Source organism: Streptomyces sp. SID13726 (assembly GCF_010548375.1).
Taxonomy (GTDB): domain Bacteria; phylum Actinomycetota; class Actinomycetes; order Streptomycetales; family Streptomycetaceae; genus Streptomyces.
In genome coordinates this window covers 56,775-72,521 of record NZ_JAAGLY010000003.1, presented here as the reverse complement: position 1 = coordinate 72,521, position 15,747 = coordinate 56,775, and the positions used below count along the sequence as shown (strand labels likewise).

The window sequence follows — 15,747 nt, the reverse complement described above, 5'->3', positions numbered from 1 at the left end:
CCCGAGGTGTGACACGACATGGCGAACGAGGAGAAGCTCCGCTACTTCCTGAAGCGGGTGACGGCCGATCTGCACCAGGCCCGTCAGCGGGTGAAGGAGCTGGAGTCGGGCGGTCAGGAGCCGGTGGCGATCGTCGGCATGGCCTGTCGGTTTCCGGGTGGCGTGGACTCGCCGGAGGCGTTGTGGGAGCTGGTGGCCTCCGGCAAGGACGCCGTGTCCGGTTTCCCCGAGGACCGCGGCTGGGACCTGGAGACACTGTTCCACCCCGACCCGGACCACCCCGGGACGTCGTACGTCCGGGAAGGCGGATTCCTGGACGGGGCCGCCGAGTTCGACCCGGAGTTCTTCGGGATCTCACCGCGCGAGGCGCTCGCCATGGACCCGCAGCAGCGGCTCCTGCTGGAGACCGGCTGGGAGGCGATCGAGCGCGCCGGCCTGGACCCCGCCGGGCTGCGCGGCTCACGCACCGGCGTGTTCGTCGGCACCAACGGCCAGCAGTACACCGCCCCGTTGATGGGTGCACGGGAAGAGGGCGTCGAGGGGTACATCGGCACCGGCAACGCGGCGAGCGTGATGTCCGGCCGCCTCTCGTACGTGCTGGGTCTGGAGGGTCCGGCGGTCACGGTCGACACGGCCTGTTCCTCCTCGCTGGTCGCCCTGCATCTCGCGGCGCAGGCGCTGTGGCGGGGCGAGTGCGCCATGGCCCTGGCCGGTGGCGTCACCGTGATGACCACACCGGGTGTCTTCGTCGACTTCAGCCGGCAGCGCGGCCTCGCGGCGGACGGCCGGTGCAAGGCCTTCGCCGCGGCGGCCGACGGCACCGGCTGGGGCGAGGGCGTCGGCGTGCTCCTCGTGGAGCGGCTCTCCGACGCCCTGAGGCTGGGACACCGGGTGCTGGCTGTGGTGCGGGGTACGGCCGTCAACCAGGACGGCGCCTCCAACGGCCTCACCGCCCCCAACGGCCCCTCCCAGCGCCGCGTCATCCGGCAGGCCCTCGCGGGCGCCGGACTCGGCGCCCGCGACGTGGACGCCGTCGAGGCGCACGGCACCGGCACCACCCTCGGCGACCCCATCGAGGCGCGCGCCCTGCTGGCCACCTACGGTCAGGGCCGTGACCCCGAACTGCCGCTGTGGGTCGGCTCGGTGAAGTCGAACATCGGGCACACCCAGGCGGCGGCCGGAGTGGCCGGCGTCATCAAGATGGTCATGGCCCTGCGGCACGGCATGCTGCCGCCCACCCTGCACGTCGACGACCCCTCGCCGCACGTCGACTGGACCGCCGGCGCGGTCCGGCTGCTCACCTCGCCGACCGACTGGCCCGACACCGGCCGCCCCCGCCGCGCCGCGGTCTCCTCCTTCGGCGTCAGCGGCACCAACGCCCACACCATCCTCGAAGGCCCGCCGCGGCCGACCGGAACCCCGGCCGCCGACATCGAGGCCGATCCTGACGCCGACATCGAGGCCGAGCCGGTCCCCGTGCCGTTCACCGACGGCAGCCTCCCCGTCCTGCCCTGGGTCGTCACCGCCCACACCGCGCAGGCGCTGGCCGCGCAGGCGGAGCGGCTCGCCGTACTGGACGCCGAACCCCTCGCGGTGGCCCGAGCCCTGGCCGGCGGGCGTACCGTCCTCGCCGAACGCGCCGTACTCCTCGGCGCGGCCGGCGACGAACTCCGCACCGCGGCCCACGCGTTGGCGGACGGGCAGGAGCAGCCGGGCAGCCTGGTCCGCGGCCGGGCACGGGGGCGGGGCGGTGCCGTGTTCGTCTTCCCGGGCCAAGGCGCCCAGTGGACCGGCATGGCACGCGAACTGCTCACCGCGAGCCCGGTGTTCGCCGAGGCCGTCGCCGAGTGCGAGGCCGCGCTCGCCCCCTGCGTCGACTGGTCGCTCACCGACGTCCTCACCAGTGGCGAGATCGACCAAGTGGACGTCGTACAGCCGGTGTTGTGGGCGGTGATGGTGTCGCTGGCCGCGCTGTGGCGGTCGGTGGGCGTCGAACCGGCCGTGGTGGTGGGTCATTCACAGGGTGAGATCGCGGCGGCCTGCGTGGCGGGAGCCCTCTCCCTCGAAGACGGCGCGCGAGTCGTGGCCCTGCGGTCGAAGGCGATCCGGCGGCTGGCCGGGACCGGCGGCATGGTCTCGGTGTTCGCCCCCGCCGACCGGGTGGCGCCGCTCCTCACCGACGGCATCGGCATCGCAGCCGTCAACGGGCCCCGCGCGGTCGTGGTCTCCGGCGAGACCGACGCCCTGGACACCTTCCTCGCCGCCTGCGCGGAAGCGGGGGTGGAGGCCCGACGGATCGCCGTCGACTACGCCTCCCACTCGCCGATGGTCGAACGGCTGGCCACCGAGATCACCGACGCCCTCGCCGGTGTCACCCCCAAGGCGCCCGCCGTCCCCATGCTGTCGACCTGCACCGGCACCTGGGTCGAGGGCGGCACGCTCGACGCCCGCTACTGGTACGACAACCTGCGCAACCCCGTCCGCCTCCAGGACGCCGTCACCGCTCTCGCCGACGCCGGGCACCGCGTGTACGTCGAGGTCAGCCCGCACCCCGTGCTCGCGATGGCCGTCCAGGGCACCCTCGACGAGACGGACGGCGGCGGCACCGCACTGGGCACCCTCCGCCGCGACCAGGGCGGCCCGGCCCGGTTCGCGGAGTCCGTCGCGGAGGCGTTCTGCGCGGGCGCCGACGTCGACTGGACCCCGCTGCTGCCCGGCCCGGCCACCGGCCCCGTCGACCTGCCGACCTACGCCTTCCAGCACCGCCGCTTCTGGCCGGCCGTCCCGGTGACCGGCGCGGGCGACCCGGCGGGGCTCGGCCTCGCGGGCGTCGACCACGGTCTGCTCGGCGCCGCCCTGACCCTCGCCGAGGGCGACGGACTGCTGCTCACCGGCCGCCTCGCCCTGCGCGGCCGCCCCTGGCTCGCGGACCACACCGTGCACGGCACCGTACTGCTGCCCGGCACCGCGTTCCTGGAGTGCGCCCTGCGCGCCGCCGACCAGGCCGGCTGCGAGAGCGTCGAGGAACTCACCGTCGAGACCCCGTTGGCGCTCCCCGCCACCGGCGGCGTACGCGTCCAGGTCCGCGTCGGCGCCCCCGACCCGGCCGGCCGCAGGCCGCTCACCATCCACGCCGCCCCCGACGGCGACGACCTGTCCTGGACCCGGCACGCCACCGGCTTCCTCACCCCCGGCACCCCGCCGCCCGGCGAACCGCTCGCCGACTGGCCGCCCGCCGACGCCGAACCCCTGGACGCCGAAGACCTCTACCCCGCCCTCGCCGGTGTCGGCTACGGCTACGGCCCCGCCTTCCAGGGCCTGCGCCGCGTCTGGCGGCACGGCGACGACGTGTACGCCGACGTCGAACTCCCCGCCGGCCAGCACCGGGACGCCGCACGGTACGCCCTGCACCCCGCGCTCCTGGACGCCGGACTGCACGCCATCATGGCCGCCGGCCTGTTCGCCGACGATCCGCGGGGCCCCGGCCGGCTGCCGTTCTCCTTCACCGACACCGCCCTGCACGCCCACGGCGCGACCAGCCTGCGCGTACGCCTGCGCAGGACCGGCCCCGACACTGTGACCCTCGACGCGGCGGACGCGGTCGGCGCCCCCGTCGCCACCGTCGGCGGACTCGTCCTGCGGCCCATGGCCGCCGAGTCGTTCATCGCCGGCCCGACCGACGCCGAGGTGCTGTACGGCATCGAATGGACCACCGTGCCCCTGGGCGATCCTGACGGGGAAGAACGGTCCTGGGGCGTGCTGATCGAGCCCTCCCCGGGGATACCGGGCGCACTCGCCGCCGCCGGGGTCGCCCTCGCCCCCGTCGCCGACGGGCCGGTGCCGCCCGTCGTCCTGCTGGACCTGACCGCGCACGGCGCCGCGGCGCACCAGGCCCGTGAGCTCACGGCCGACGCGCTCGGCACCTTGCAGGGCTGGCTCGCGGACCCCCGCTGCGAGGACGCCCGGCTGGTCGTACTGACCTCCCGTGCCGTCGCCGCCGACCCCGGCGAGGACGTCACCGACCTGGCCGCCGCGGCCGTATGGGGGCTGGCGCGCTCCGCCCAGTCCGAGTACCCGGGGCGCCTCGTGCTGGCCGACACCGACGACGACCCGCGTTCCTGGGCCGCGCTGCCCGCGGCGCTCGCCGGTGACGAACCCCAACTCGCCCTGCGCGCAGGCACGGTGACCGCCCCCCGGCTGATCCGGCTGCCGCACCCCGAGACCATCGGTCCCGCCGCACCCTGGGACCCCGAGGGCACCGTCCTCGTCACCGGCGGTACCGGAGCGCTGGGCCGGCTCACCGCACGGCACCTCGTCACCGCCCACGGCGTACGCCACCTGCTGCTGACCTCCCGGCAGGGTGCCGAAGCGCCCGGCGCGGCCGAACTCGCCGCGGAACTGGCCGAGTCGGGCGCCGACGTCACCTTCGCCGCCTGCGACGCCGCCGACCGCGACGCCCTGGAGGCGCTGCTGGCCGGCATCCCCGCCGACCGTCCGCTGCGCGCCGTACTGCATCTCGCGGGCGCCCTCGACGACGGCACCCTCGCCGCGCTCGACGCCGAGCGCCTCGACACCGTGCTGCGGCCCAAGGCCGACGCCGCCTGGAACCTGCACGACCTCACGCGCGGCCTCGACCTCACCGCGTTCGTGCTGTTCTCCTCGCTCGCCGGGGTCGTCGGCAGCCCCGGCCAGGCCGGGTACGCGGCCGGTAACACCTACCTCGACGCCCTCGCCGCACACCGCCGGGCCGCGGGGCTGCCCGGCACCTCCCTGGCCTGGGGGCTCTGGGCCAGCGCGGGCGCCATGACCGGTCACCTCGGCGACACCGACCGGCGCCGCATGGCCTCCGGCGGCGTCCTGCCCCTGGACGACGCGCACGGCATGCGCCTCCTCGACGCCGCCTGCGCCGACGGCCACGGCCCGCTCCTCGTCCCCGCGCACCTCGATCTGCCCGCGCTGCGCACCCGGGCCGCCGCCACCGGCCTGGCCCCGCTGTGGCGCACCCTCGTCCCGGTACGGGCCCGGCGCACCGCCGCCGGTGCCGGCGCGGTCCCGGACACCGCGTGGGCCGACCGGCTCGCCGCCCTTCCCGAAGCCGACCGCGCCCGCGAACTCACCGCCCTCGTCCGCCCCCAGGCCGCCGCCGTCCTCGGCCACGGCTCGCCCGACGCCGTCGACGCGACCCGTGCCTTCAAGGACCTCGGCTTCGACTCGCTGACCGCCGTGGACCTGCGTAACCGGCTCACCGCCGCCACCGGTGTGCGCCTGCCCGTCACCCTCGTCTTCGACCACCCCACCCCCGAGGCCCTGGCCGCCCGCTTGGCCGAGGAACTCCTCGGCCGGACCGCCCCCGCCCGCCCGGCCGCGCCCGCCCCACGCGGCACCGGCACCGATCCCATCGCCGTGGTCGCCATGGCCTGCCGCTACCCCGGCGGCGTCACCAGCCCCGAACAGCTGTGGGACCTGGTGTTCGGCGAACGGGACGCCGTCGGTGACCTCCCCGGCGACCGAGGCTGGGATCTCGACGCCCTCTACGACCCCGAACCCGGCCGCCCCGGCCGCAGTTACGCCCGCCACGGCGCGTTCTTGCACGACGCGGCCGAGTTCGACGCCGGCTTCTTCGGGATCTCCCCGCGCGAGGCCGTCGCCATGGACCCCCAGCAGCGACTGCTCCTGGAGACCTCCTGGGAGGCCCTCGAACGGGCCGGCATCGACCCCCTGTCGGTACGCGGCAGCAGCACCGGAGTCTTCGCCGGGGTGATGTACCACGACTACGCCACCCGGCTGCGCTCGGTGCCCGAGGACGCCGACGGCTTCCTCGGCACCGGCGCCTCCGCGAGCGTCGCCTCCGGCCGCGTCGCCTACACCCTCGGCCTGCACGGTCCGGCGGTCACCGTCGACACCGCCTGCTCCTCCTCCCTGGTCGCGCTGCACCTCGCGGCACAGGCCCTGCGGGCGGGGGAGTGCGACCTGGCGCTGGCCGGCGGAGTCACCGTGCTGGCCACCCCCGGCGTCTTCATCGACTTCAGCCGCCAGCGCGGGATGGCCGCCGACGGCCGGTGCAAGCCCTTCGCCGCGGCGGCCGACGGCACCGGCTGGGGCGAGGGCGCCGGAACGCTGCTGCTGGAACGGCTCAGCGACGCCCGCCGCCTCGGCCACCCCGTCCTGGCCGTCGTACGCGGCTCGGCGGTCAACCAGGACGGTGCCTCCAACGGCCTCACCGCCCCCAACGGCCCCGCCCAGCAACGCGTCATCCGCCAGGCGCTGGCCGCCGCCCGGCTCACCCCCGACCAGGTCGACCTCGTCGAGGCGCACGGCACCGGCACCACCCTCGGCGACCCCATCGAGGCTCAGGCGCTGCTCGCCACCTACGGCCAGGACCGCCCGGCCGACCGGCCTCGGCTGCTCGGCTCGGTCAAGTCCAACCTCGGCCACACCCAGGCCGCCGCCGGTGTCGCCGGCGTCATCAAGACCGTCATGGCGCTGCGCCACGGCATCGCCCCGCGCACCCTGCACGTGGACGAGCCGACGCCGCACGTCGACTGGTCCTCCGGCAACGTCGAACTGCTCACCGACACCCGGCCCTGGCCCGAGACCGCGCGCCCCCGCCGCGCCGCCGTCTCCTCCTTCGGCGTCAGCGGCACCAACGCCCATGTCGTGCTGGAACAACCGCCCGCCGAACGGCCGGAGTCACCCCCCGGCGACGAGGCGCGCGGACCGTTTCCCGTCCTGCTGTCGGCCCGTGGCGCCGCCGCCCTTCGCGCCCAGGCCGCCCGCCTCGCCGACCACCTCGACACCGGCACCGACACCCTCGGCGACATCGCCCGCTCCCTGGCCACCTCCCGGGCCGCCCTGGAACACCGCGCCGCCCTCACCGCCGACGACCCCGCGGTCCTGGCCCGCACCCTGCGCGCCTTCGCCGCCGGAGACCCGGCCGCCGGGATCCTCACCGGCACCCCCGGCCCGAGCACCACCGCGTTTCTCTTCTCCGGACAGGGCAGCCAACGAGCCGGAACGGGAAGGGAGTTGTACGACTCCCACGCGGTGTTCCGGGAGGCGCTCGACTCAGTCTGCGCCGCCTTCGACACCCATCTCGACCGCCCCCTGAGAGACGTACTGCTCGCCGCACCCGGCACCCCCGAGGCCGCCCTCGTCGACGACACCGGCAACACCCAGCCCGCCCTGTTCGCACTCGAAGTCGCCCTCCACCGGCTCGTCGAGTCCTGGGGCGTCACCGCTCACGCCGTCGCCGGTCACTCGATCGGAGAACTGGCCGCCGCCCATGTGGCGGGCGTCTGGTCGCTGCCCGACGCCGTCACCCTGGTCGCGGCCCGCGCCCGCCTGATGCGCGCGCTGCCGCCCGGCGGCACGATGCTCGCCGTGCAGGAGAGCGAGGCCGACGTCCGCGAGATCCTCGCCGGACACGAGGGCTGCGCGGGCCGCGTCGACATCGCCGCCGTCAACGGGCCCCGAGCCGTCGTCGTGTCCGGCGCGGCGGACCCGCTCGCCGAACTGGAGGCGCGGTGGCGCCGACAGGGCGTGAAGGTAAAGCGCCTGACGGTCAGTCACGCGTTCCACTCACCGCTGATGGACCCGATCCTGGACGACTTCCGGCTCGTCGCCGAGAGCCTCACCTACCACGAACCCCGGCTGCCCGTGGTCTCCGGGATCACCGGCGAGGTCGCCCAGCCCGGCCAACTCACCGACCCCGACTACTGGGTTCGGCACGTCCGGTCGGCCGTGCGGTTCGGTGACGTCCTCACCACTCTGCGGGAGACGGGGACCCGCGTCCTGGTCGAGATGGGTCCTGACGCGGTGCTCAGCGCCCTCGCGGCCGACATCCCGGACGGCCCCGCCGCACTGCCGCTGCTGCGCGCGGACCGCCCCGAACGCCAGTCCCTGGCCGCCGCGTCGGCCGCCCTGTTCACCCACGGGGTACGGGTCGACTGGGCCGCCTGTCTCGACGGCACCGGAACCCGGCGGGTCGACCTGCCGACGTACGCCTTCCAGCGCACCGCCTACTGGCTGCACGACGCGCCGCCGCCCGAGGCCCGGATCTGGGAGGCGATCGAGAACCAGGACGCGGAGGCGCTGGCCCGTGCCCTCGGCGACGGCGCCGTCGCCGAGGCCCTGCGCCCCGCGCTGCCGCTGCTGGGTCCCTGGATACGCCGCGCCCGCGGCGCGACCGCGGGCCCCGCACCCGACACCGGCGCGGCACCCGCCGCGGGCACCCCGCACGACGACACCGGACCCGAACTGCTGCGCCGACGGCTCGCGGACCTCCCCGACGAGCTGCGCCACGGCCACCTCCTGGAGACCGTACGCGCCCTGGCCGCCGGCGTCCTCGGGCACCCGTCGCCCGACGGCCTCGACACCGGCCGTGACTTCCTCGACCAGGGCTTCGCCTCCCTCACCGCCGTGGAACTGCGGACCCGGCTGGCCGCCGCCACCGGCCTGGACCTGCCGGCCGCCCTGATCTACGACTTCCCCAGCCCGGCCGACGTCGCCGCCCATCTCGTGGAGCGGCTGTTCCACCAGGAACCGGCCGCAGACCCGTCCGACCACACCTCCGGGCCCGGAGACGTTCCGGCCCCGCCCCCGCCGGCCACCGCGACGCCGTGACCGGCCGCCATCGATGCACCCGACACCGCAGAGGAACCACGACGTGACCACCCACACCCCGTCCGACACCAGCCTGTGGCTGCGCCGGTACCACGCGGCACCCCGCAGCCGGGTCCGCCTGGTCTGCTTCCCGCACGCCGGCGGATCGGCCAGCTACTACCACCCGGTCTCCGCCGCGTTGTCCCCCGCCGTGGAGGTCACGGCCGTCCAGTACCCGGGACGCCAGGACCGCCGTACCGAACCGTGCGTCGACGACCTCGGTGACCTGGCCGCCCGCGTCTGGGAACAACTGCGGCCGGCCCTCGCCGCGGAACCCGCCCTGCCCACCGCGCTCTTCGGGCACAGCATGGGCGCCGTCGTCTCCTTCGAGGTGGCCCGGCTGATGGAGCGCGACACGGGCGCCGGGCCCCTCGTGCTGTTCGCCTCCGGCCGGCGGGCGCCCGGCATCCCGCAGGACGACGACATCAGCAGCCGTGACGAGGCCGGTGTGGTGCGCGAGATGCGGGCCCTCGGCGGCACCGACTCCCGGGTGCTGTCCGACCCCGAGCTGCTGGAGATGGTGCTGCCCGCACTGCGCAGCGACTACCGGGCCGTCGAACGCTACCGGTGCGACACCGGCACCCGGATCTCCGCACCGGTGTCCGTCCTGGTCGGCGACAGCGACCCGCGCACCACCCTGGAACAGGCCCGCGCCTGGGATCTGCACACCAGCGCGGGCACCGCGTTCCACACCTACCCGGGCGGCCACTTCTACCTGGAGCACAACCAGACGGCCGTACTGGACACGATCCGCGACACGCTCGCCGCGCACGGCCTGCCCGTGGCCCCCTGAACGGCCCGGAACGCACGAAGAGGGCCCGCCGCTCCAGGAGCGGCGGGCCCTCTTCGTGCAGGGGGGGCAGGTTCAGCCGTCGGCCTCCAGCACCTTCGCCAGCGCCGCCACCGAGGGCGCGTCAAAGACCTGGGCGAGCGACAGGTTCACCCCGAAGTCCCGCTCCACGAGCTGGCACAGCTGCACCGCGTACAGCGAGTTGCCGCCCAGAGCGAAGAAGGACGCGTCCCGCGGCACCCGCTCCAGGTGCAGCACCTCGGTGAACGCCGCCGCGATCCGCAGCTCCGCTCCCTCCCGGGGCGCCGAACCGGCCGCGGCCCTCGCGTCCCGCAACTCCTCAGCCAGCGCGGTCAGGGCCCGGCCGTCCACCTTGCGGTCCTCCAGCACCGGCAGGGCGTCCAGCCGATGCACCCGCGCCGGCACCAGATACGCCGGCAGGCGTTCGCCGAGCAGGGCCCGCACCTCGTCCGCCGTCGGGCCGTCGGCGCCCGTGCCCACGTAGAACAGGCACAGGTCCTCGCACGCGCCGTCCGGCCCGTGGAGCGGGACCACGGCACAGCTGCCGACCCCGGGCAGCCGCCGCGCGGCCAGCTCTACGTCGTCCAGTTCCACCCGGTAGCCGCGCATCTTGACCTGCCGGTCGGCGCGGCCGTCGAAGTGCAGGAGGCCCTCCGCCGACCAGTGGCCGAGGTCCCCGGTGCGGTACACGGTGACCATGCCGCCGTCCGGACCCACCGGCACCTTGACGAACTTCCGGGCAGTCAGCTCCGGATCGCCGAGGTAGCCCAGCGCCAGGCCGCTGCCGCTGAGGCAGATCTCACCGCTTTCCCCGACCGCGCACACGCGGTCGCCGTCCAGGACGTACGCGGCCGTGCCCGGATAGGGGCGGCCCAGTGGGATCCCCGTGTCGTCTGCGCAGTCCTGCCGCCGCACCACGTGCCCGGTGGCGGCGATGGTGGACTCGACCGGGCCGTACATGTTGTGCAGCGGGATCTGCGGATGCCGGTCCAGGAAACGGCGGGCGTGCGCGGGGGAGAGGGCCTCGCCACCGGTGCCGACGACCCGCAGCCCGGTGAAGGCGTCCAGGTCGGTGTCGATCACCATGTGCAGCACGGCCGTGGGCAGGAACACCGTGTCCACGCCCTCCTCGGCCACCAACTCCCTCAGACGGCCCGCCAGTTCGACGGTGTCCGTCATGATCCGCAGGGTCCCGCCGCCCAGCAGCACCGCCCAGGAGTCCAGGCCGAACGCGTCCCAGGTCGCCGCCAGCGACTGCGGCATCACCGCGCCGCCGCCCACCGGTGCGAACGCCCAGTCGTCGAAGAGCCGGACATGGCCCCGGTGCGCGGTCAGCACCCCCTTGGGCGTGCCGGTGGTGCCCGAGGTGAAGAACACCGCGTTCGCGTCGTCGCCGCGCACGGTCACCTCGGGGGCCCGCCGCCCGGTGGCCGCGAGGGCGGCGAAGTCGGCCGGACCGACCCGCCAGACGGAGCCGGGCCACGGCTCGTCGCCGGACGTCACCAGCAGGGGGCCGTCCAGCCGCTCCGTCAGCGCCTCGATACGCGCCCGCGGCCAGCGCGGGTCCAGCGCCGCGTACGCCGCGCCCCGCCGCACCACGGCCAGGAGCATCGCCAGCAACTCCGCCGACCGGGGCATCAGCACGGGCACCAGCATGCCGGGCCTGACCTCGCGCTCGGCCAGTTCGGCGGCGAAGTCCTCGGACGCGGCGGCCAGTTGGCCGTAGGTGATCCGACGGGTGCCGTCCACCACGGCGACGGCGTCGGGCCACCGTGCCACGCACCAGTCGAAGAGTCCGTGCAGGGTCCGCGCCCGGGCCTCGGGCGCGGGAGGGGGATTCCAGGACGGGTCGGGCAGGGAACCACCCGGGTCGGCCGCGGTGCCGGTCATGACTCCTCCTGGAGCGTGGTCATCCGTCCGGCCAGGCCCGCCGGGGTGGGGTTCTCGAACACATCTGCCAGCCGCAGGCGCACCCCCGTGTCCTCCTCGACCCGCTGCACGAGTTGTGCGGCCATCAGCGAATGGCCGCCGCTGGAGAAGAAGTTGTCGTGCGGGCCCAGGTCCTGCCGGTTGGTGAGCGTGTTCCAGAACCCCACCAGCAGCGGCGTCCAGTCGCCGCCCGCCGCGGGAGCCGTGTTGGCGACCGCGGCGGCCCGCTCGGCGACCGCGAGCAGGTCCACGACGCCGTCGGCGGTCGCGGGCAGGGTGTCGACCACCACCACGTGCGAAGGCACCGCCGCGCCGGGCAGCAGCCGGGCCGTGTGCGCGCGCAGCGACACCGGGTCCGGCGGCTCCTGGCCCGGCACGGTCCGTACCAGGGCGACCAGCGTGGCGTCCCCGGCGCACACCTCGACCACCGCGGCATGGGCGACGGCCGGATGCTCCGCGAGCACCGCCTCGATCCGCTCCGGCTCCACCCAGTCGCCGAGCCGGAACAGGCGCCGCGCGGACGAACCGAGCACCTCCACCCGCCCGTCGTCGGTCCACCGGCCCAGCAGCCCCGCGCCCACCGGCTCCCAGCTGCCCCGGGAGACCCGGATCTCGCCGGTCACCCCGAGCGGCAGCTCCTGCCCCTCGGGCCCGGTCACGGCGATCCGGACGCCCGGCACCGGACGCACCCGGTTCAGCCACCGGTCGCCCGGATCCGCCGAGGACTGCACACCCCACACGCCCGCGCCGTCGACCCGCAGCTGATACGGCCGGGCGCCCGCGCCGACCAGCCGGTGGGCCAGGCCCAGCGGCGGAGCCTCGGTCAGCAGAGCGGGGCGGGACAGCGGGACGCCGTCGGCCAGCAGGTCCCACCAGGTGCCGGGCGCGGCGCGCAGCAGGGCCGCGGGATGCCGTTCCAGCACGGTGGGCAGGGACTCCCCGGCGCCCACCGCGACGACCCGGCCCCCAGTGGCCAACGGGAGCCACATCTCGGGCAGTTGGGAGGCGCAGCCCGGTGCGCCGTGCCACACCGCGTCCACCGGGCCGCCCGGCTCGGCGGCGAGTTCCTCGGCGAGGGCACCCATCAGCGCGGCCAGGTCGGCATGGCCGATCGCGCCGCCGGCCCCGTGCGCGGCCACGGTGTCCGGGTCGTACGCACCGACGCTGTCACCGGCCTCGTCGTCCTCGCCCGGGCGGCTCGACACCGGCACCGGACGGAGCACGCGGCCGTCCGGGACGAGCAGAGCCGTGCCGTCGTCCGGAGCGTCCCAGGACGTCTCACCGTCGGCCGCGGCCTGTTCGACCGGGCCGCCGTCGGCCGCGATGCGGCTCGTCCCGGCATCGGCTCCGGGTGCCGCGGGCGGGCAGCAGCCGACCGGCGCCACCGGCTCCGACACCGCGCCCGCCAGCCACACACCCAGCAGGGCCGTCAGCCCGGCCGCGCCCGGTGTCGTCCGTACGCTCACCTGGTCGCCCGGCGTCACCCCGTGCTCGCGCAGCAGCGCGGCGGTGGCCCGTGACGCCTGCCACAACGCCGCGTAGGTCAGGGTGCGGCCGTTCTCCTCCACGGCGACCGCGTCCGGCGTGGCCGTGGCCCGGGCGGCGACCACGGCGGGCAGGGTGCGCGGGGGGCCGTAGGGATGCGGGGCGTGCGCGGCGTCCACGGCGGCGAGGTCCTCGGGGCACCAGGCACCGACCTCGGCCAGCCGCTGCTCCGGGTCCCGGCCCAACTCGGTGAGGAGCGCGTCGTACCGGCGCAGCAGCAGTTCCACGTTCCGTTCGGTGTGCACGGCCGTGGAGTACACGGCCTTCACCTCGTAGCCGTCGGGGACGGTCGCGATGACGAACTCCAGGTCGAACTTGCTGCTTCCGGTCTCCACGACCTCCAGCCGGCCCGGCAGGTCACCGAAGCGGATGGGCGAGGTGCCGCGCCCCGGAAGGTAGTTGAAGACATGCCGGAACAGCGCGGACCGCCACGAGGAGTCGAGCCGGGGCGCCTCGGGCATCAGTACGTCCACCGGCGCGTCCGCGTGGCCGATCGCCTCCAGGAAGACGTCCCGGGTGTCCCGCACGAACTCCCGGACCGTCCGCTCGCCGCCCACCCGGTTGCGCAGGGGCAGGATGTTGACGTGGTAGCCGATGGTGCGCTGGGTCAGCGGCCCGCGGATGTTGACCGGCAGGCCCACCGCGAAGTCCGGCCCGGCACCGTGCCGGGCCAGCAGCAGGTAGTAGGCGGCCAGCAGCACCACCGCGTCCGGTGCCCGCAGTTGGCGCCGGCAGTCGCGCAGCACCGCCACCGCCTCCGGCGACAGCAGATGGCTGGTGGTCGAACCGGCCAGCGAGTCACCGCCCGCGGTCCGGTCGCCGACCCACAGCCGTGCCGCGTAGGGGTCGAAACCGTCCAGGTGCTTGCGCCAGAACGCCAGGCTCGCCTCGCCCGTCTCCGGTTCCGGCCAGGCGGGTACGACGTCCACGGGCGCCGTGGTGAGATCGTGACCGCCCACGGCGGCGCCGTAGGCGACGGCCAGCTCCTCCAGGAAGATCGAGGTGGACATCGCGTCGAAGACGAGATGGTGCACCGCGAGGCAGAGCACGTCCCCGTCGCCGACCGTGAAGTGCCCCACACGCAGCAGCGGACCGCCGTCCAGAGGGAACGGCCGCAGCACGAACTCGGCCAGTACGGAACGGAGTTCGTCCTGGTCCCCGACCTCGCGGCGTTCCACGACCGAGGTGACGGCGTGCTGCGGGACCAGTTCCTTCACGAGGGCGCCGTCCGCGACGCGGAACACGGTGCGCAGTGCCTCATGACGGCGCAGCAGGGCGACCACGGCGTCCTCGAGCGGCTGCCGGGCCAGTCGGCCGGCGACCCGGATGGCCGCGCCGGGCACGTTGTTGGCACTGCCGTCCGGTACCAGACGTTCGAGCAGCCACAACGCCTCCTCCTTGCGGCTGACGGGGCGTGTCTCCCCTCGCGGCCACCCGTGGCGGGAGGTCTCGGTGCTCTCAGGCGATCCCATGTACTGCGCTCTCTCGTCTGCTCGGTCGTGGGAGCGGGGCGGTCACCGAGGAACGGCCACCCCGCCTGATGGATGTTCCGGTCACCCTGTCGCCACCGGGAACCGCCTCAGGCCGCGGGCCGACACCGACATCCAGCGCTCCACCGGTGCCGTCTGCCGCAGATCGGGCAGCCGGGCGGCGATCGCGCGGAACGCGACGGCGGCCTCCATACGGGCCAGGGGGGCGCCCAGGCAGTAGTGCGGACCGCCGGAGAACGACAGATGCTCGGTCCTGGAGGCACGGGTGATGTCGTAGCGGTCCGGGTCGGGGAAGACCGCGGGGTCCCGGTTCGCGGCGCCGAGCAGTACCGCCACCGCGGACCCGGCGGGTACGGCATGGCCGGCCAGCTCCACGTCCTCGTGGGCGACCCGGGTGGCCAGTTGGGCGGGGGAGTCCCACCGCAGGGTCTCCTCCACCACGCCCTCCGCCAGCGCCGGATCCTCGCGCAGCAGGGTCCACTGCTCGGGGTGGTCCAGCAGCGCCAGGATCCCGTTGGCCACCAGGTTGGTGGTGGTCTCGGTGCCGGCCACGGCGAGGATGCCGCAGATGCCGAGGGACTCCTCGCGGGTGAGCACCTCCTCCCGCTCGGCGGCGACCAGCCGGCTGATCACGTCGTCGCCGGGCTCCCGGGCGCGCAGCTCCATCAGCTCGGTGAACACCTCGTACAGCCCGGTGATCGCACCCTCGAGCTCCGCCATGTGCTGGGGCGAGATCCGGCCCTCCAGCACCTGCGCCGCTCCGTGACAGCAGCGGTCGAACTTCTCCCGGGCACTGTCGGGCACCCCGAGCAGACCGCGGATCAGCGCGATGGGGAGGTGCTTGGAGAAGTCCTGGACGAGGTCGAAACCGGCCGACGGGTCCAGCCGGTCCAGCAACTCGGCGCAGACCTCCTCCACATGGGGCCGGTAGGCGCCCATGTGACGAGGGCTGAACAGGGGGATGGCCAGCCGGCGCAACCGGGTGTGGTCGGGCGGGTCCAGCTTGAGGAACGAGTCGTCGAGCGAGGAGAACAGCGGGAGCACCCGCTCGCCCTCGGCCGTGCGGGTACCGAAACGGCCGTCTCGCAGGATCCGGTTGCCCAGCGCGTGGTCGGCCGTCACCCAGGTGTCGACGCGGCTCAGGTGCAGCGGGCCCCGCTTCCTGATCCGCTCGTACAGCGGGTACGGGTCCTCTTGGCCACGCAGCAGCAACGCGTACGGATCGCCCAGCGCCCCCATGCTCCAGATGAACCGTGCGGTCTGGAGGGGGTCCGCCAGTTCTTTGTCGGGCGAAAAGGGCATGGAGCTCCT

Annotated in this window: 5 protein-coding genes; 2 read left to right on the top strand and 3 right to left on the bottom strand. The window is 75.0% G+C overall.

Features of this window, described 5'->3' with window-relative positions; translation table 11 throughout:
- Window positions 1-18 precede the first annotated feature (18 nt).
- The gene (locus G3I78_RS08225) at window positions 19-8,622 is read left to right on the top strand and encodes a type I polyketide synthase (protein WP_164422190.1); all 8,604 of its coding nucleotides are present in this window, start codon (window positions 19-21) and stop codon (window positions 8,620-8,622) included.
- A gap of 43 nt (window positions 8,623-8,665) precedes the next feature.
- Complete coding sequence (locus tag G3I78_RS08220) at window positions 8,666-9,454, top strand: alpha/beta fold hydrolase (protein WP_343243684.1); 789 nt, start codon at window positions 8,666-8,668, stop codon at window positions 9,452-9,454.
- A 72-nt stretch (window positions 9,455-9,526) separates the two neighbouring features.
- Here the strand turns inward: G3I78_RS08220 and G3I78_RS08215 are convergent, their stop codons facing one another.
- The 3 genes from G3I78_RS08215 to G3I78_RS08205 form a co-directional block, all read right to left on the bottom strand.
- Complete coding sequence (locus tag G3I78_RS08215; protein WP_164422188.1) at window positions 9,527-11,362, bottom strand: non-ribosomal peptide synthetase; 1,836 nt, start codon at window positions 11,360-11,362, stop codon at window positions 9,527-9,529.
- Window positions 11,359-14,418: a condensation domain-containing protein gene (locus tag G3I78_RS08210; RefSeq protein WP_164422187.1), complete on the bottom strand. Its 3,060-nt coding sequence runs from the start codon at window positions 14,416-14,418 to the stop codon at window positions 11,359-11,361. Before G3I78_RS08210 ends, G3I78_RS08215 begins: the two co-directional genes overlap by 4 nt.
- Before the next feature lie 81 nt (window positions 14,419-14,499).
- Entirely contained in the window at window positions 14,500-15,738 is a 1,239-nt protein-coding gene (locus G3I78_RS08205; RefSeq protein ID WP_164422186.1) for a cytochrome P450, read from the bottom strand.
- Window positions 15,739-15,747 lie beyond the last annotated feature (9 nt).

Excerpts from the sequence above, each read along its gene's own strand:
- G3I78_RS08225 (WP_164422190.1), top strand. The coding sequence starts at position 19 with ATGGCGAACGAGGAGAAGCTCCGCTACTTCCTGAAGCGGGTGACGGCC.
- G3I78_RS08215 (WP_164422188.1), bottom strand. The coding sequence starts at position 11,362 with ATGACCGGCACCGCGGCCGACCCGGGTGGTTCCCTGCCCGACCCGTCC.
- G3I78_RS08210 (WP_164422187.1), bottom strand. The coding sequence starts at position 14,418 with ATGGGATCGCCTGAGAGCACCGAGACCTCCCGCCACGGGTGGCCGCGA.
- G3I78_RS08205 (WP_164422186.1), bottom strand. The coding sequence starts at position 15,738 with ATGCCCTTTTCGCCCGACAAAGAACTGGCGGACCCCCTCCAGACCGCA.